The organism is Flavobacterium sp. Sd200, from assembly GCF_009826935.1.
Classification (GTDB): domain Bacteria; phylum Bacteroidota; class Bacteroidia; order Flavobacteriales; family Flavobacteriaceae; genus Flavobacterium.
This window is the reverse complement of sequence record NZ_WUMN01000011.1, coordinates 38,512-55,814: the sequence shown is the minus strand read 5'-3', so window position 1 is coordinate 55,814 and position 17,303 is coordinate 38,512. Positions and strand designations below refer to the sequence as shown.

Genomic DNA, 17,303 nt, shown 5'->3' with positions numbered 1-17,303 from the left:
CGCTATCGGCTGTACCACCATTGCAGTGATACAACTTCCACAGACACAAAAAGGCGTGCATACTTCAAAATCGTCCTTGTGTTCTGATGTGCCTTGTGTAATTTCCTCTGACTGTTTTTTATTGTAGGTATTGTGCGCATCAGTACAAGGCAATACTATTAATATCAGCAGGTAAGCTGATAAAAAAACAGTGAGTATTTGCCTGATGTTATGCATTGCAGTAAAAGTAATTAATATTTTTTTAATCGAAAGCTACTGACTTTATTTATTACAAAATAATAACAAATTAACCAAACGTTCACAATGGTCATCTTTTTAAATTGATACCTCCTTTACTTTGTAATCAAAACGGCTGTAAGCTCATCAATTAGTTAACGGCCTGCATTGAGGTTATGTTTAATGTAAAAATGAAGAACGATGAATGTAGAGTTAATTACAAGGGACGACCTTGAACGATTCAAGAAAGAGTTACTGGAAGAAATCCGAAAATTTCAGGCATTTCCACGCAAACGAGGAGAAGAACAACGCAACTGGCTTAAAAGTTTTGAAGTACGCAAGCTGTTAGGTATATCAGCTGGTACGCTTCAGAATCTAAGGGTTAACGGTATTCTACCCTTCAGTAAAATTGGAGGCTTGTTGTATTACCGTTATGAAGACATACAGAAGCTAATGGAAGGCGCAAGCCAATAGGTTTCCACAAATTATAAATTATGGAAAAGCTGACTTGTGCTTTAGCAAAACAAATTGACATGGTGGATTTCCTCGCTTCGCTTGGATATGAACCGTCAAAAATCAGGAACAATGATTACTGGTACAAATCCCCTTTGCGAAATGAACAGACCGCTTCCTTTAAAGTTAACCGAAAGGGTAATGTCTGGTTCGACCACGGTATTGGTAAAGGTGGCGACCTGATTGATTTTGGGATTTCATATTTCCGCTGCACGATACCCGAACTGCTACAAAAGCTATCATCCGGAGGTGCTGAAACCTTTCTTTTTCAACCGCAGGCACCCCCTAAACTGTTAGGCATTGTAAAGGAAATTTCTGCTGGTGAAAAAAAAATGGAGAATGGTAACAAGATAGTGGTAACGGATAGCAGGATTATTTCGGATAGCAGGTTGATTGCCTATTTGGAAAAACGGAACATCCCACTGGCGATTGCCAGGCAGTATTGCAGGGAGGTGGCTTTTCTCTTGTACGGCAAAAAGCAGACCGCCATCGGGTTTAAGAATGACGAGGGTGGATATGAATTGCGAAATGAATTTTTCAAAGGCAGCAGTTCGCCAAAGGCTATAAGTTTCTTTGACAGCGGGGCAAAATCCCTCGATGTTTTTGAAGGCTTTTTTGATTTAATGTCTTTTAAAGCCATAACCCAAAAAGCCACAGGGCCACCTGCTAATTTTTTGGTACTGAACTCCCTTGCCTTTTTTCAAAAGTCCTGGGAACTTATGGAACAGCATAAGCACGTTAGCCTGTACCTTGACCGGGACGATGCGGGGATGAAACTCACAAAAGAAGCTTTGGAAAGAAGCCCTGAAAGGTTTACTGACCAAAGTAATCTGTACCGAAATCAAAAGGATTTGAACGACTGGCTAAAGCAGCCTGAAACACTTAAAGCTTTTAAAAAGCATGGAAGGTCTATATGACGTCTGAGTGGTAGCCAGCTATGTTTTGGTAAAACCAAAACGCTGGCTCAACTCATGCTACCGCATTCGTTGAGGGATTTTTTTCATGCTGCCGCATTCAAAAAATCGTAATGGTTAAAGATGATGGAAGGAGTAAATGACAACAATAGGAATAAAGGCGGCCGGCCTCCCAAAGAGATTAAAAGGAACCAGGTGATGGCAATTAAGTGTACACTATTTGAGCGTAAAGCCATTGAAGCCAAGGCAAGAAAAGCAAGGCTGACCATATCAGAATACCTGCGTGAGCTTGGCCTTACTTCAAAAATTAATTTCAAGAACAAAGCCCTGCCAAAAGAAGTTTTAAGCTTTACCGCTACGCTAAACCACATGGCTGCGAACCTGAACCAGATTGCCAAAAAGCGTAACAGCAATGACGAGCTTAGTCCGATTGAACGGGCAGAACTAAAAGTGCAGTCCAATCAAGTGAAAGACCTTGCCCTGCAAATAAAAAACTACCTGTTATGATTGGCCATGTGTCCATAGGGGCTTCAATTTACCACCTGCTCAGTTATGTACTGGAAGATAAAAAAGAATTGTCCGAAGAAAAGAAATTAGGGCTTGCAGCAGGAGAGCACTTGCAGCACAGGGAACGTGCCGAGGTATTAGAATACAACAAATGCTTTGGCAACAAATATGAACTTACCGAGCAGTTTAAAGATGTGAGCAGGCTAAGCAAACGTATTGAAAAAACGATGCTGCATTTGTCCCTGCGGTTGGCACCAGGCGAAGAGTTATCAAAAACACAATTAACAGATGTTGGAAGGACTTGCGCCGAAGCATTTGGCGTAGCCGACCATCAATACATCTGCGTACTGCACAAGGATACCAAAGAGCAGCATATCCATATCGCCGCCAACCGGGTAGGCTTTGATGGCAAGGTAGCTACAGACAGCAACAGCTATAAGCGGATGGCAGAACTCTGCCGTAAGCTTGAAAAGCAGTACGGCTTGCAGGAGGTATTAAGCCCAAGGAAATTCCTCTCAGCAAAGGATAGGCAACTCCCCAGGCACGACAGCCGGAAGGAAAAGCTGAAAGCGGATATACAGCAGGCATTAAAGCAAACCAGTAGTTACCCGGCCTTTGAAAACCACATGGAGGGTTTAGGGTATAGAGTCCTGAAAGGTAGGGGTATCTCCTTTGTGGATGATAAAAAAGTAAAATTTAAAGGAAGCGAGGTTGGTTTTTCTCTGGCCAAGATTGAAAAGATATTGAGCCTGCAGCAGCAGCTTGAAGCAAAACGGGCAAGTCGAAAAAATGAAAGTTTAAATATTAGCACTATTGGTGCTAATAACAACTTTAAGCAGGGAAATAGTCAACAGTTTAATAACCACAAAACTTCTTTTGAAGTAGTTGAAAAACAAATTGCAGGACTTATAGGACAGCTAATGAACCCTGAATATACTTCAGACTATAGAGACTCTGAGCTAACCCGACAGCCTAAAAAGAAAAGAAGGCCAGGCATGAAACACTAACTAATGATGAATGACTATGGAAACGAATGGAAAAAATCAACTTGACAGGGATACACTACAATTAGTGCTTGAAGAATTTACGGTTGAACAAAAAACGACGAATCAAAACATCGGCGAGCTGATTATTGCTATAGATAATCTTGGAAAAAAGCTTGATGGATTTAATGAACAACAAGCGTCAAAAAGCGAAGTTCCTGTAAGTATAGATATTGCTCCGGTAAAAAGTGCATTGGAAAAAGGATTTTTGGATATTAAATACATGATTGGCAGGGAACCGAAAAGTATAACAAGGAAACTTCAGATATTACTTTTCCCGGAACAGGATGCAAAGCTTTTCTATAGAATAGTTTTCGGGAGATGGTTTTTATTGCCGGTTGCTGCCTTCGCCCTTAACCTTGCTTATAGCTGGGGAATTGATTATACACAGAGCAAAAAAGAGGTTGAGATACAGCAGTTAGAAAACGACAGGATTAGAAATTCTTGGGATTATATGTATCGGAACAATGATAAAGCCATCAAAATAATAATGAATAAAGCCTATAATTTCTCGGTGAAAGGAAAAGATAAATGAATTGTGCATACGGTGTGTGCACAATTCATTCATTTCGTTGATTATTGAAAGTACGCATTTACGAATACACTGTATTCGCAATTTTTTCTATCGTAATTTCCCCCTTTTTACTAGGGATAGAATTATTTCCTAAATTAGAGCTAAAATACTACAAATGAAAACAGGACGAAACGATTTATGCCCATGTGGAAGCGGGAAAAAGTATAAAAAATGCTGTATCTTCTCAGACAACTTGACGTTTTCAGGTTATTTATCATCCTTCAGCTCATTGGAAGCCTTAAAAGTCCTTTCACTCCTTCAAATCTTACCTATTAATCAGGCGAAATTAGTTCGCCTTGAATCTATTCAGGATAAGATATGCCAAAACATCAATGATAAAGAGGTCTCAAAATACGACCAGTTAATAAAAACAATCCACAAAGAATACGATTATGATTACCGAGAAGACCCATTAGAATCATGTGCAACTGAGAATCTAATGTTTTTCAATGGAAATAATATTGTCTTTCCTGGGATTGCCAAAGACAGTACTAATATTAATCAACTCCTACTGAATAGCATTTTCCACATTGATGATTCTTTAGCAGACGAAACAAAAGATATAATTAGAGAAGGTACAGTATTCTTACTATATATACATGATAGAATTTCAAAAAGTATTGGACTACAAAGAAATATGTCTGAAGATGATTATAGAGGTCAAATATATTTCCCCGAACAAGATTTTGCTGATAGGCATAAGAGCCTATTCGAGTTTACCCAAAATGATATTGAGAATATATACGCCAAGTTTCAAATAGCGCATGATGTAATAAGCTATTTTTCTACTCACCAGTCAGAAGTTATAAATAATGAAGGGGAAGAAACTATTTTAATTCAAAAGCCATTTTTGAAGGTAGGTGGTAAATATTATTTAGCAATGCCATCTGCTCAGATGTACTGTTTAAATTTATTTATCAGGGAAGTCGCCAAGTCAAGAGAAGAACAAAACGTCTTAGATTTTTGCTACAATAGAAGATTAATTTACGAACTACACCATTATTTAGGGTCATATTGGTCGAAACTTAAGGTTGATATTGAATTAAATCAATATGAGTCCATCTGGCAATTTGATAATAATAAACTTGCCTACGTTTGTTTCTTACCCGTTGATAAAGATAATTCTATTGAGTCAAGGGCAAATGAGGTAATGGCCTTATTAAAGGCAAAATTTGATTACCAAGTTGAATTTCTATCCTTATTCGTATTTGCATCTTATGAACTGGATGAAATTCAATCATACGGATTTGAAGATATTGATGAAGCAACTTATATGTTGGCTTTAAACTTTTTCGACATAGATAGACTATTTACAAACTGGGACTTTGACAAGCTTTCTTTATGGAAATATGCAAGGGCTGAAAATATAGTTCATGATGATAGAAGTGTTGAAATAATGCCATTCTACTCGACACTCACGTACTATAAGTACTATATGAGCAACAGAGAATCATTTTACAGAACAGATGAAAAAATGCCAAATGTTCTAAGTTTTGATTTCGCTACACAAGGCAATATTGCAATCGAGGCTACACAAAAAAACGATAAACACTTTATATTTTACATTAATGAGAATGGTAGTCCTGGATACTTACCCGTAACTAAGACTCAACAATACGCGCCCATTTACACGTCTGAAGAGATTTTATATGGCAAATTAAGGGTTGCATTAGAATATTATTCTTTACCTATTTGGTTGACTTCCGATTCAACAAGAGATTCGTTAAGTAACAGCTTCATTGAAGCAATGGTATATTGGCTTTACGAACTCAGAGAACACCTGATGCCATTTGTAAATAAATTGGGTAGATATCCTATTGAAATTACTCTATTTTTCTCCGAAGAACTTCGGCAGTTCTTAAAGACGGGAGGACAGGAAACGCTAAACGATAATGACCTTAATATTGAAAGTAATATAAATATTAGCAACCGGAAAATTAAAATTATAATCCCCCTCGAAATTTTCAATGTCCTGCACAGAAAAGATAATTATGGAGAGCGCTTGTTAGTAGATAGCATACTTCATAGTTTCAAAAAGTTTGGAGAAACACAAGGTATTAAGATATTTGGAGAGCATGACATACAGAATCTTCTTGACGCTTTTATGCCTTTAAGCAGGAAAAAAATGATATTGACTTCACATATGGACGATAGCATAAAGAGATATTCATTGTACATTCCAACGGCTAGATTTTTGTCGGATGCAGATTCAGCCATAATACTTGAGAACAATGTGAAATGGCTTAATTATCAAAAATCTGTACCAAGTGCAATCACCAGTGTTGATGATAAATTAACACTGTTATATGACTTAATTACTTCTTTAAGAAATCAACTTAGATTAAGGCTAAAACATTTTAATTCTTTTGAACTTTTAAAACATGTCATTTTAAGACACGAAGCAATAATATATAAGTCAGGTTATCTAGACCTAAGCCTCACTGCCAAATTAGAATGTTTTTCACATTATCAAGATATTGTAGAAGAATATAAGAAAGCTAATACTGATATAATTAAATCATCTCACACGACAAGAAGCCTAATAGAGTGCATAGTCGCAGAGCCGTATTTTGGAGATGACGTTGTTAATGACAATGATGTAGATTTTTTAATAGCCTTATTATCAGAAATAAATTTCTATGGAAACGTAATTGATTCTATTCAACTTAAATTAGATGATCCTGAAATAGGATTGCTTCCGTCTGGAAGAATAGGGTTAAATCACGACTTCTATGATTCTGTGATACATAATTATAGAGAATCTGTTATAATGGATGAAGTACAAGAAAGTAATGAAAGTTTCGATAGCCTTTTTAAAGTAATAAAAAAGGACGAAAATATTCCTTTAGACCCATATCATGACAAAATTGATAAAATCTTTAAAGATGAATTAGGGATTGCTTTTAGTAGAATAATAGCAATTTTAAGATTTTTGTCCGTACGCTGTTTTGAAAATAAAGCATCCTATTACTATTGCAAAGAAGATGAGCTCATTCCTATGATTAGTACTAATTCAATTTTAGAAAATGGAGAAATAGAAGCCTTTATAAAATTTATGTCATTAGAAACAAGGGGACGTTTCGACACCCCACCTTTAGGTTATTTCGCCTCTGATATAAACACATGGAGATACAACAGAGAGTTTTCATATGTACGTAGGCCTCTTCTAAAAATTAAAATGGAAGACGGTTCTTATAGTTTTATTTGGAGTGCAAGACACTTAGCAATGGCTTCTGAAAATTTAATGTATATATTCTTTAATGGGTTACTGAAGGTAGACGAAAAGCAATATCCTGAAATAAGTAAATTGGTAAAGGAACGTAATATTATTAAAGGCAAAGAATATAGAGATACAGTATTACAATGGTTAAAGCAACAGTCGATATATGTTCATGAACAGGAAATCAAAGTTCGAAAAAGTGTTTTCCCAAATGCCGAGAAAGACTATGGAGATATTGATGTTCTTGTTGTCGATGATAATACCAAAACAGTCTACTTGATAGAATGTAAGAATACCAAACAAGCAAAAATCATGTACGACTTTCAAAATGACGCAAAAAATTATATTGACAAACAACTGCCTAAACATGTAAATAGGGGAAATTTTATCAAATATAACCTTGAAACACTTTCTAAGAAAATAGGAAAAGATGTCATTGGCTATAATGTCCAGCCTATTGTTATTTCGTCCTATCAATTACCAGTTAAGTTTATTCAAGATGTACCAATACCAATTTATTCTTTTACAGAGGTAAAGAGATCAAAAATATTTAGTTGACCTTGAAAACAAATCGGTTGAGCAAATTCCAGCACGGAAATGAACAGCTAGACAATGCGTTCACAGTCTACAGCATACGCTTACGTAGATGCTTTTTTGCTTTTTCGTGGCGGGAAATTTTCTTCTCGAATTAAAAACCATACCACATTATGCTCTTGTTGCGATATTAATAGGGCCTTCCGACAGGTTGCCGAAAGGTTTCATTTTCCTATATATAAGTTTTCTTATGATATTTAAGGAACTTGTACGTAAAGAAATACGTATATATAAATATATGTTTCTAAAATTAAAATCGTAGCTTTAATTATATTTAAAAGTTGGAAGTATTATGCGAAAAGCAAATTCCTACTCTGGTGTAATTTTTCTAATCTATAATATCGCCATATGAAATCAACAATAGTCGAAATCCTCATTGATAAATCAGGAAGCATGGGGGGGATGACAAGAGTTCCAGAAAATATTGGAGATTATCGAATAGATGGAGAAACGCGTATGTCGATTATAAAAAGAATTTTAATTCAAAATGTACTGCCAAGTATTGAAGATTACACACAACAAATATACATTCGTACTTTCCGTGGAACAGCGAAGACTAAGTCTAATGTAAATGCAGAAGGATTAGATATTGAATTAATTTATTCCGGTGAATTAGAAATTAAAGAAATCAAAAAGGTAATAAATGGATTATCAGATCCTCCAAGTGGTGGAACTCCTATCACTGCTGCTTTAAATGAGTCACTTCGTAATTTACAAAATTTCCCCAACTTAGATAGAAAAATTATTTTACTTACTGACGGAGAAGAAAATGGTGGTGGGAACTATTTGATCGCAGCTAAAAATATTAATTTGATGTCAGGAGTTTCATGTAAAATATTTGTAATAGGATTAGCCTTAGAGGGAGCTGTCGAACAGAATATTAAATCAATTGCAACAGGTGGATTCATAAATATAAAATCAAAAGATGTTATTGAGAAAGACATTGAGAAAGTGTTTGAGCCTTTAAGAATTGCGGTATTAACAAATGCTATAACCAATCTTAATTACATTATAAAAAAAGAAAAACAGGAGAGAGCTACAAAATTGATTTCTGCCTCCGAATTAGATTCCACTACACTTACAATAGATGAGGAATATAGTGAGCAAATCCGATTGATTACTGAAAGCTATATTTATAATATATTATGTGAGAAATATGGGAAATCATCTGTAAAATGGCTCAATCAAATTAGCGAGTCTAGTTACCCATACGACTTTCAGATATTAGAACCATATAATACTTTTATTGAAGTTAAAGGCACAGTCCGTGAGAAACCAACGTTTTATTTGACTTCAAATGAGTGGGATTTCTTTTTAGATAACAAGGATAATTATGAGTTATATCGAGTTATCAATTGTCAAGATGATAAGCAGATGACACATTTTCACATTCCTAATCTTTTAACCAGTCTGCTAAGAAAAGAGGTCGTTCCATACTTGTTAGAGCCTGAAATTCTAAAAGAGCAACGTGTACACCTAACTATGAAAAATAACTTAACTTAATCCTCAATTATGAAAAGTGAAATCTGGGATAAGGAGAGTACAATTAAGGCGTTCACAATTGGATATACATTAGAGGAAATAAATCAGTTCAATGATGAATGTAAAATCTTTTTAAATGAAGTTATCAGACAATCAAATTTTTTAAATGGAACTTTTAACGACAATTTAAACGATTTAAAAAAGGCAAATTGGTTAATTCTAAATGATATTAGTTCATCATTGTTAGACTGCCATCAACAGATAATGTACGGTAATATTCGAATGGCAAGTAGAGTATTTAGAGATGTAATGGAAAATATGCATATTTTAGAGTTATTGAATAAATCGCAAAAAGAAAAGTACCTAGTAAAGTGGTATAAAAATGAAGTTATTTCGCATGGTGATTATAGAGATTGGATAAAAAAAGAAGAGAGTTTGGAACTTTCAGAGTTAACGAGAGATGTATATAGACAATACCCAAAGTACGCACATAGAACTTACCGAGCCATATATGAAAGTTATTCTCAAGAAAATCAGTTTTTAAATTTTAATGAAAGACTGATTTTTTCTAACCCTCAACATTTAAAAATAATCTCGAAATATTATTTTCATCTATCTTATTTTGTAATTAACACTTCCCTAGATTACGCCGATTACAATGTATTGAATTCAATACAGTTATCTATAATAGCTGATATCTTAATAGGCAAAGATAAATAGTTCATTTAATCTTAAACTAGAAGAGAGACTACCATTAAACCAGTCTCTCTTCAGTTAAAGTAATATATAACTAACTATTTATTGTTAAATAATCTCTCTAAATACTCAACTTTATCTTTTTCCGCTTGTAAAAGTCGTTCATACAATTCAACAATTTTTTCAACGGTATTGAACGTAGGCTGGTAGTTCAGAGAACTTGCTATCAGAGTTGAAGTGTCACTACTGGTGTTATGATAAGTATTTGAGATAATATTAAAAACAGCTTCTTCTGAAAACTGTTTGATACCCTCCACAGTAACTCCCAAAGCCCTGGCTATTTCTTCGAGTTTAGCATCTTCAACCGTTTCACTGTTTTCAATATTAGAAACCGCCTGTTGGCTAATACCCAAAGCCTGGGCTAGTGCTTCCTGCTTCATATCGCGTAGTTCGCGGATACGGCTAATTTTTCTTCCTATGTGATTTTTAGTTGCTGTGCTCATAACTCAAAGGTATTCAAGATTCTGTAAGAAATATTCAGTTGGTAAAACACAACCTGTAACTGGTATTATACAAACCGCTGTGGTTCGGTACGCTACCGTGAGGTAGTTACTTGCTGTGTATAAGCAAAAATAAGCTTTTTCACTGATGTTTCACAGCAAAAACGGAGTTTATGAAGTATGAAATTAAAATCCCGCAGACCTTTCCCAATCACGAAGAACTGGGAGAGGCCGTAAATCATTTGGTCAGTTTCCTGCACATCGATGCAGTGTATGTTTTGCCCTTGGAACACAAAACACTAGTGTCAGTTATCATGAGCGATAATAATGCCCAGGACGACGATGCGCTGCATGACAGTAAACTGGCAGACGACCACCCCAACATTGTGTTTAAGTATTTTAGCGGCCATTGGGTAGAACATGCTTATAAAAAGGGCTTTCCCTATTTTATAATGCACTGCAATGCAGAGAACCTTGTGTACTGCGCACCCGAAGCAAAGGTTTTCCATCCTGTAAAGCTAAAGACAAAGTATTACACGTACCGCCTCCGAAAACGTTCCGGCGAGATGATCTGGACTATTGATGCGTATCTGCGTTTGTGTGATGATTATATGCGTACGGAACGGCATATAGAAGCGGCCCATGCACTGCATCAGGGCTTGCGGTTTATATACATGATGATATCGGAATTACATGGTGAAGGGCTTAAAGATGGGCAAGATTTATTTGGGCAGTACAGGTGGATTGCAGATTTTGCACCTTCGCTTGATGAAATTATCAATCCAAATGTCGATGAGGGTAAAAGTTTACTGGAGTTTCTGAATGCCTCACGAAACGCTATCATCTACAAAACAAAATTAGAAGTCAATGTTGATACACTGAAAAAAGCTAACGCAAAGGTGCGTCAGTTCTATGGAGAAGCGCGGAGCCTTTACAACAAATTGTATTTGGATTACAAGGCCAAACTCAAAACCTTACATCAACCTGAAACGGCAGGGCTCAGCATCCTTGAACAAAAGTTACCGGAAGATTACTTTGCCGGTCAGATGCTACAACAGATAAGCGGTATTATCTCAACGTATATCAAGACAAGGGCGGTGTTCTGCTTTGGCTACAAACTGTTTAATACGCAAATTAAAAAAACGAAGTCGAATTACTTCAACCCCGGCTATCACTTTTACCTGTTGGTCTACTCGCTTGAACCGAAAGACAACCCCGCTGCAATGATCGAAGCCAAAGTAAGGGATACCTTTTGTAAAAAGCACAAGGTAACAGTGCTACTACATCGCAAACAGTTAATGTCTAAAAAGCGTGATAGCGACCGATGGTTCTTCAACAAACTTACGGTTAACGGTATTCAGGTAGGCAGTAATCTAAACATTACCGATCAGCCGTTTGAAAGGGATTTGGAGTATTCGGTTAATTACTGGCGTAACCGTGCACTGCTGGCAGAAAGCCATTTCAATACGGCTAAATCACTTACTAATCCCGATGATGCACTGCTGAAAAACACACTGCTGCATCAGGCTATTGTAAACTGCTGCCTCGGGTTCATAGAACTATTTCTTAGCTATAGGCCAAACCGAGTAAATATTGGGCATCTGTTTGCGCTAATGCAGTTTATTGCCGGTAAAGATTTTTCATTGTATTTCCGTCAGGAAGATGATAATTCATTATACCTGCTGCTATCGGCTAATCCTGATATGATACGCTACAAAGTCGTAAACGAGTACGCTATTGAGGACAGTAATGAACTGGAACTCCGTTGCAAGGAATGCTTTAGGGAAATAAAACAATTGGCTTTTGCCAAACTTGATGAACTCTATAAATCACACCTAATTTTATAAGCTATGGAAAATGATAAAATCAAGGAAGCGATAGACTTCGCCGACAAAATCAAGAACGCCAGCCAGTTCAATGTTTTTAATGAACGCTTCCGCAGGGAAGGTTTTGGCGTGGAATTAACTTTCTCAGGGTACAACGACCTAATCTTGACTATTATGGATATCATGAAGGTCTGTATGGCAGCCCTTGAAGCTGAAGAGGATATTTTGCCCTCATCAATGGCGGTATCGCATACTAACATTTCATGCGTGCTGGGAATTGCGTATCAACTGATTCCAATGGAGGAGTCAATTATTCTTGACGAGTGTTACGCGTTACATCAGAAACTCAAACAGTCCAAGCTTGAGTAACTTATCTTTTTTTTACGCAAAGATGTTTGATTCGTTCTTAGACAAATTAATTATCTTTGTTATATAGACTAATCTAAAAAACTCAATGCAATGGACATAATGATTAAGGAGCAAGATTTTATAAAAAAGGGTGCTATGCAAAAAGATTTCTTCCAAATGAATGAGGAAGAAAAGAAGGACTGGCGAAAGAATATTGCTGAAAAGACCAAAGCAACACTTTTCGCTAAGGGGCAGCCTTTAGTTTATCGAAAAGAAGGTAAAATGATTGCTGAATATGCTGACGGTAGAATAATTGAAGTATAATTGGCAACCATTTATATAATAGCAGGGCCTCCCGGTATTGGAAAAAGCACCAGTGGAGCTGACTTTATTCCCGATGAAGTCTCTCTGTTGGATGCAGACCTAATAGCGCACCGATATAAAGAACAAGGGTTTGTTGATTATAAAGATATAGGAAATTGGCGTTTTCAATCTGTACTTAGAGATTACCTTATTTCGGGTAAAGAGTTCGCAGTAGAACTAAATCTCGGTTTTCAAAGTCATTACGACTTAGTTAGGAGACTAAAAAACTTCAATAAGGAAAATCAAATTGAGGTTGTCTTATTTCATACCAACGATTTACAACTATGCCTTGACCGTGCGAAGATTAGGCATGAAAATGGATTACATCTGGTACCGCCTGAGACCATATTTGAAATGTACCATAACACAATTCCATTACTTACCGAAAATGTAGATTTATTCTCTTCTATCATCGGAATAGATGTTAAGGAACATAGTAGCAGTATTGAGCCATTTTTACAATACGATAAATTAAAGCAGGAACTCAAAATTGTTGAAAAACCTGAATGGTTTACAGAAAAGCTGAGTGAACTTTTAGAGAAAGCAATTGTAAATAAAGATATTAAACAATCACAAGTTCAGGATAAGCCTAAAATAAACAGAAAGCGCGGGAAAGGTCTTTAATTTTAATGTAATAATTACTGCTGATTGTTTCATTTTATAGTAAAAAGGCTTACATTTGCACCCGTTACCGAATAGCTTAAATGTGAGCAAAACGGTGAGCGGATTGTAAAAGGGATTATCAATTACTTGATATTAAGATATTTGCGGCGGTAGGGAATCGTCCTGCCACCCCGACTAAAAAGCCTTCAACGGCAGTCAAAAACCCGCAAATCATCAGTATTTGCGGGTTTTTTGTTTTTATTTCTTTTCTACTCTAAATTTTATTTACCTGTTTTTATTATTTGATTTTTTTTATAGCATAATCTAACTACTTTTGCTGTGTGAAAAAGCTTGCAGTTTTTATAGCATTATTTTTATTGTTAAGGCCTGTTTTGCCTTTGGGCGAATACATCCTTAATTACGAGTATATTGCTAAAGAGCTTTGTGTAAACAAAGAAAAACCAGCAATGCACTGTAATGGTAAGTGTCATTTAATGAAAGAGCTTGCCAAAAAAGCTGCCGATGAAAATCCATCTTCAGAAAAAAAAGGCACTACCCTACAATATGAAGTTCTTGCCATAGTAGAGCAGCCTTTATCAATACCTTTTTCTTTGACCACAATTTATAATGTTAGCCCAGCTAATACTTATAAAAACCTTTATTCCCACAATTACACACCTGTATCGTTCAGGCCACCCGGCTTGGTTTAACTCCTTTTATTACTTCATGTTCAGGGCATTTTTAAGCTGCCTGCAAATGTGTTGTGAATATAAAAAAGTAACATAAGCTGTTGTAAGCCCTGTCTGTGTTTTTGTTAGCTGTTAATTAACGAAACACTGGGCAGAACTTGTGTGCGATCAATCCTTTTATCTTTATTTTAATACATTATGATTTCATTAGTAGGTTACTAATGAATATTCTTATGCCAATTAATAAGCATAAAATAGATACCAGACTGCATTTTACAGCTTTTAACCAAAAGCAATTGTACATGAAATTTTATTATTGCCTTGTGGCTGCATTGTTTTTTGTGGCTACAGCCTGCACGCTTGATAAGACTGATTATGAAGCGGAGATAAGCACGGAGGTACCCGAATATTATGAGTTTAAGGAAGCTGCGTTGATTAACAGCGGAATATACAGAATAAGTATCGAAACCCTGAATGGAACTTTTTATAAAGGTTACAATGAACTTCACTTAAAGATTCTTAATACCCAAACCAATCAGAACCTTGCGACAGAAAACGTTACTTTTTTGCCTGTCTTGACGAATTCCGAAGGTAATGTTTCATCCTGTCCGCACCAATACAACCTGGTTTATGATGCCCAAAACGGCTATTATAAAGGTTATAGTGTTTTTGCACAACAAAGTTCAGCTGCACAAAACTGGAAACTATACATAAACTTTGCCGATAATAACCCAAGTGTTTCAGTAAATGCTGATGTTATGGTAATGGAGCAAACCAATAAAAACCTAAACATGACAGCCTTTACAGGTAATGATGGGCAACAGTATTATATTGCCCTGATTGCACCGCAAAGGCCTGGGGTGGCCGAGAACGATTTGGTTGCAGGCATTTATAAATATAATGAACCCGAGGTACCTGCCGGAACTTTTCCCGACCCATCGCAGTTTTCATATTCTGAGGTTGAAGGCTACACATTACGACTTGACCCAAGAATGCCGGAACCATCTATGGGTAACCATTCATCTCCCAACAACAGGGATTTGACCCAACGCGAAGACGGCCTGTATCAGGGAGTAGTTAACTACACCATGACTGGCAACTGGACGCTGAATTTTATTCTGCTAAACCAAAACGGGCTTATAGTTAAGGGCACTGAGGTACCCACAACTTTTACTCCGGGTGTTATGGGGGCAAAAAGCGAACTTTTTATTGATATTTTATTCTAAACGAAATGAGGATATTAACCATAGTATTGCTTCTAGTTGGGATAAGTGCGGCTGCACAAAACGACAGCATCAATATATTAAAAGAGGTAACGCTTACAGCCGCTGCAAAAAAGAAAATAGAGACTGATATGAAATTGGCTGTTTCGGTAGATGAGTTTTTGGCATCGTCGCAAAGCATCAGTTTTATAAAACGTGGGGCCTATGCATGGGAGCCGCTGCTCAACAATATGAGCAGCGAACGCGCTACACTAACCATAGACGGCATGCACATTTTTGGAGCGTGCACAGATAAGATGGATCCGGTTACATCCTATGTAGAGGTCAATAACCTGTCTGCCATAGATATAAAATCCGGGCAAAGCGGAAGCCTTCATGGTGCAACCGTTGCCGGAAGTATAGACCTGAAAAGGAAAAGTACCCCATTTGGCCTTGCAAAAAAATGGAATGGTGGCTACCAAACGGGATATGAGTTTAATAACAAACAGTTTTTTAATCTGGGCAACATTTCGTATTCCGGTAGTAAGTTTGTGGCCGATGGAAGTATATCCTATCGTAAGGCAGAAAACTATACTGCCGGAAACGATAAAGAGGTAAAGCATTCGCAGTTTAGTAAATTTAACAGTTCGTTGGGCATAGCCTATAAAACAGGAAAACTGTCTTCTCTGCGTGTCGATGCTATTTTTGATGTAGCAAAGGATGTAGGCTTTCCGGCCCTACCCATGGATCTATGGCTTTCACGCGCTATAATAACATCACTAACTTACAAGCAACTGTTTGAGAAAGGTTTGGTAAGGGCTTTAGACACGAAGGTGTATTATAATGCTATAGAGCATTATATGGATGATACTACCCGCCCTGAAAACCTTGTACATATGGATATGCCGGGCTGGAGCACTACCTATGGCTTAGTGAGCAAAGCCAATTTAAAAAGTGGGCGGTATGCATCGGAAATTCAGCTCAATGCTTATGATAACCTTTCGATTGCCGAAATGCGCATGTATCCTCAGGACCGCATCCAGCGCACTATGTTTGCCTACAGTTGGCCATGGATAACCACACGTTTTGCAGGACTTAATATGAATAACTCGTATGACATTTCTCGAAGGAGCCAAATCAACTTTGGAGGTTCTTTATCGGTCAACTACAACTATTCTAAGTATGCCGAGTTTAACTGGATCTTTCACCCCGGTGCGCCACAGGAAAAAACAAGGATACTGCCTGCCCTGCATGGCAACTATGTACTGACCTTAAACAAGTTTGATTTTTCTGTGGGCACGGGCTATGGGCAAAGGGCACCGTCGGTATCTGAAGGATATGGATACTATATTTACAACAGTTTCGACCGATATGATTATATAGGTAATCCTAATCTTAAAAACGAAATATCGCACGAACTTAATACATCGGCAGGATTTAAAACCAATAAGTTTAGCCTACAAGCCAAAGCCAATTATTTTTATATAAAGAATTATATCATTGGCCGTATTTTAAGCCTCGGAAGCCCTATGAATTATCAGTCAGTTGGCGTAAAAGGCTATACCAGTTTAGAATATGCTACGCTGTTTAATTTTTCTGTAAACAGCAGTTACAACATCTTAGAGCATCTGCACTGGAAAGGCGCACTTACCTATGCCCGTGCCCAGGATAATAAAGAGGGCAACCTGCCTTTTATTCGTCCGCTAAGTTATCAAACCTCATTGCATTATATGCTTAAAAAGTTCAGCTTTCAGGCATCGGTAAATGGCGATCTTGCCCAAGTTAACTACAGCCCTGAATATGGCGAAGACAAAACCCCGGCTTATACCATACTTAATGTATCTGCCGATTACAGGTTCAGCATCAACAAAGTTATTTCCACTTTTCAGGTAGGGGCAGAAAACCTGTTAAATGAATATTACAGCACCTATGCCGACTGGGGAAATATTCCGCGCATGGGGCGCAACATTTTTACATCTTTAAAATTCAATCTTTAATAAAACAACAATCATT

General features: G+C 36.9%; 17 protein-coding genes. 15 read left to right on the top strand and 2 right to left on the bottom strand.

What is annotated here, in order from left to right; genetic code table 11:
- On the bottom strand, nucleotides 1–216 hold a 216-nt coding region (locus tag GR160_RS19460; protein ID WP_370519237.1), incomplete at its 3' end, for a DUF6660 family protein.
- 201 nt (nucleotides 217–417) lie between these two features.
- On the opposite strand from GR160_RS19460, the gene GR160_RS18440 reads away from it, so the two are divergent.
- From GR160_RS18440 to GR160_RS18405, 8 genes are all read left to right on the top strand, one after another.
- Nucleotides 418–690, top strand: a complete 273-nt coding sequence (locus GR160_RS18440) for a helix-turn-helix domain-containing protein (RefSeq protein ID WP_160751379.1) — start codon at nucleotides 418–420, stop codon at nucleotides 688–690.
- Between the two features lie 20 nt (nucleotides 691–710).
- Entirely contained in the window at nucleotides 711–1,646 is a 936-nt protein-coding gene (locus GR160_RS18435) for a toprim domain-containing protein (protein WP_160751378.1), read from the top strand.
- A gap of 195 nt (nucleotides 1,647–1,841) precedes the next feature.
- Nucleotides 1,842–2,150 carry a plasmid mobilization relaxosome protein MobC gene (mobC, locus tag GR160_RS18430; protein WP_237421253.1) on the top strand — a complete coding sequence of 103 codons (309 nt, stop codon included), beginning with the start codon at nucleotides 1,842–1,844 and terminating at the stop codon, nucleotides 2,148–2,150.
- The gene (locus GR160_RS18425) at nucleotides 2,147–3,157 is read left to right on the top strand and encodes a relaxase/mobilization nuclease domain-containing protein (RefSeq protein WP_160751377.1); all 1,011 of its coding nucleotides are present in this window, start codon (nucleotides 2,147–2,149) and stop codon (nucleotides 3,155–3,157) included. Before mobC ends, GR160_RS18425 begins: the two co-directional genes overlap by 4 nt.
- Before the next feature lie 16 nt (nucleotides 3,158–3,173).
- Nucleotides 3,174–3,728, top strand: a complete 555-nt coding sequence (locus tag GR160_RS18420) for a hypothetical protein (protein ID WP_160751376.1) — start codon at nucleotides 3,174–3,176, stop codon at nucleotides 3,726–3,728.
- A 154-nt stretch (nucleotides 3,729–3,882) separates the two neighbouring features.
- Nucleotides 3,883–7,545, top strand: coding sequence for a YecA family protein (locus GR160_RS18415; protein WP_160751375.1), 3,663 nt, complete (start codon nucleotides 3,883–3,885; stop codon nucleotides 7,543–7,545).
- Nucleotides 7,546–7,929: 384 nt separating this feature from the next.
- Nucleotides 7,930–9,084, top strand: coding sequence for a protein NO VEIN domain-containing protein (locus GR160_RS18410; RefSeq protein WP_160751374.1), 1,155 nt, complete (start codon nucleotides 7,930–7,932; stop codon nucleotides 9,082–9,084).
- A gap of 9 nt (nucleotides 9,085–9,093) precedes the next feature.
- Nucleotides 9,094–9,783 carry a hypothetical protein gene (locus GR160_RS18405; protein ID WP_160751373.1) on the top strand — a complete coding sequence of 230 codons (690 nt, stop codon included), beginning with the start codon at nucleotides 9,094–9,096 and terminating at the stop codon, nucleotides 9,781–9,783.
- Nucleotides 9,784–9,857: 74 nt separating this feature from the next.
- Here the strand turns inward: GR160_RS18405 and GR160_RS18400 are convergent, their stop codons facing one another.
- Nucleotides 9,858–10,262, bottom strand: a complete 405-nt coding sequence (locus GR160_RS18400) for a helix-turn-helix domain-containing protein (RefSeq protein WP_160751372.1) — start codon at nucleotides 10,260–10,262, stop codon at nucleotides 9,858–9,860.
- Between the two features lie 170 nt (nucleotides 10,263–10,432).
- On the opposite strand from GR160_RS18400, the gene GR160_RS18395 reads away from it, so the two are divergent.
- The 7 genes from GR160_RS18395 to GR160_RS18365 all read left to right on the top strand — a co-directional run bounded on the left by GR160_RS18395 (nucleotide 10,433) and on the right by GR160_RS18365 (nucleotide 17,287).
- Complete coding sequence (locus GR160_RS18395; RefSeq protein WP_160751371.1) at nucleotides 10,433–12,106, top strand: hypothetical protein; 1,674 nt, start codon at nucleotides 10,433–10,435, stop codon at nucleotides 12,104–12,106.
- Nucleotides 12,107–12,109: 3 nt separating this feature from the next.
- On the top strand, nucleotides 12,110–12,454 hold the full coding sequence (locus tag GR160_RS18390; RefSeq protein WP_160751370.1) for a hypothetical protein: 345 nt from the start codon (nucleotides 12,110–12,112) through the stop codon (nucleotides 12,452–12,454).
- 90 nt (nucleotides 12,455–12,544) lie between these two features.
- Nucleotides 12,545–12,757 carry a hypothetical protein gene (locus tag GR160_RS18385; protein WP_160751369.1) on the top strand — a complete coding sequence of 71 codons (213 nt, stop codon included), beginning with the start codon at nucleotides 12,545–12,547 and terminating at the stop codon, nucleotides 12,755–12,757.
- Nucleotides 12,758–13,420, top strand: a complete 663-nt coding sequence (locus GR160_RS18380) for a hypothetical protein (protein ID WP_160751368.1) — start codon at nucleotides 12,758–12,760, stop codon at nucleotides 13,418–13,420.
- A gap of 320 nt (nucleotides 13,421–13,740) precedes the next feature.
- The gene (locus GR160_RS18375; RefSeq protein ID WP_160751367.1) at nucleotides 13,741–14,109 is read left to right on the top strand and encodes a hypothetical protein; all 369 of its coding nucleotides are present in this window, start codon (nucleotides 13,741–13,743) and stop codon (nucleotides 14,107–14,109) included.
- A 281-nt stretch (nucleotides 14,110–14,390) separates the two neighbouring features.
- Nucleotides 14,391–15,314 (top strand): hypothetical protein, encoded by a 924-nt coding sequence (locus GR160_RS18370; protein WP_160751366.1) that lies wholly within the window; start codon nucleotides 14,391–14,393, stop codon nucleotides 15,312–15,314.
- Between the two features lie 5 nt (nucleotides 15,315–15,319).
- Nucleotides 15,320–17,287 (top strand): TonB-dependent siderophore receptor, encoded by a 1,968-nt coding sequence (locus tag GR160_RS18365; protein ID WP_160751365.1) that lies wholly within the window; start codon nucleotides 15,320–15,322, stop codon nucleotides 17,285–17,287.
- Nucleotides 17,288–17,303 lie beyond the last annotated feature (16 nt).

What these genes read in the sequence shown, in the direction of transcription:
- GR160_RS18440 (WP_160751379.1), top strand. Translation starts at nt 418, where the DNA reads ATGAATGTAGAGTTAATTACAAGGGACGACCTTGAACGATTCAAGAAA.
- GR160_RS18435 (WP_160751378.1), top strand. Translation starts at nt 711, where the DNA reads ATGGAAAAGCTGACTTGTGCTTTAGCAAAACAAATTGACATGGTGGAT.
- mobC (WP_237421253.1), top strand. Translation starts at nt 1,842, where the DNA reads ATGGCAATTAAGTGTACACTATTTGAGCGTAAAGCCATTGAAGCCAAG.
- GR160_RS18425 (WP_160751377.1), top strand. Translation starts at nt 2,147, where the DNA reads ATGATTGGCCATGTGTCCATAGGGGCTTCAATTTACCACCTGCTCAGT.
- GR160_RS18420 (WP_160751376.1), top strand. Translation starts at nt 3,174, where the DNA reads ATGGAAACGAATGGAAAAAATCAACTTGACAGGGATACACTACAATTA.
- GR160_RS18415 (WP_160751375.1), top strand. Translation starts at nt 3,883, where the DNA reads ATGAAAACAGGACGAAACGATTTATGCCCATGTGGAAGCGGGAAAAAG.
- GR160_RS18410 (WP_160751374.1), top strand. Translation starts at nt 7,930, where the DNA reads ATGAAATCAACAATAGTCGAAATCCTCATTGATAAATCAGGAAGCATG.
- GR160_RS18405 (WP_160751373.1), top strand. Translation starts at nt 9,094, where the DNA reads ATGAAAAGTGAAATCTGGGATAAGGAGAGTACAATTAAGGCGTTCACA.
- GR160_RS18400 (WP_160751372.1), bottom strand. Translation starts at nt 10,262, where the DNA reads ATGAGCACAGCAACTAAAAATCACATAGGAAGAAAAATTAGCCGTATC.
- GR160_RS18395 (WP_160751371.1), top strand. Translation starts at nt 10,433, where the DNA reads ATGAAGTATGAAATTAAAATCCCGCAGACCTTTCCCAATCACGAAGAA.
- GR160_RS18390 (WP_160751370.1), top strand. Translation starts at nt 12,110, where the DNA reads ATGGAAAATGATAAAATCAAGGAAGCGATAGACTTCGCCGACAAAATC.
- GR160_RS18385 (WP_160751369.1), top strand. Translation starts at nt 12,545, where the DNA reads ATGGACATAATGATTAAGGAGCAAGATTTTATAAAAAAGGGTGCTATG.
- GR160_RS18370 (WP_160751366.1), top strand. Translation starts at nt 14,391, where the DNA reads ATGAAATTTTATTATTGCCTTGTGGCTGCATTGTTTTTTGTGGCTACA.
- GR160_RS18365 (WP_160751365.1), top strand. Translation starts at nt 15,320, where the DNA reads ATGAGGATATTAACCATAGTATTGCTTCTAGTTGGGATAAGTGCGGCT.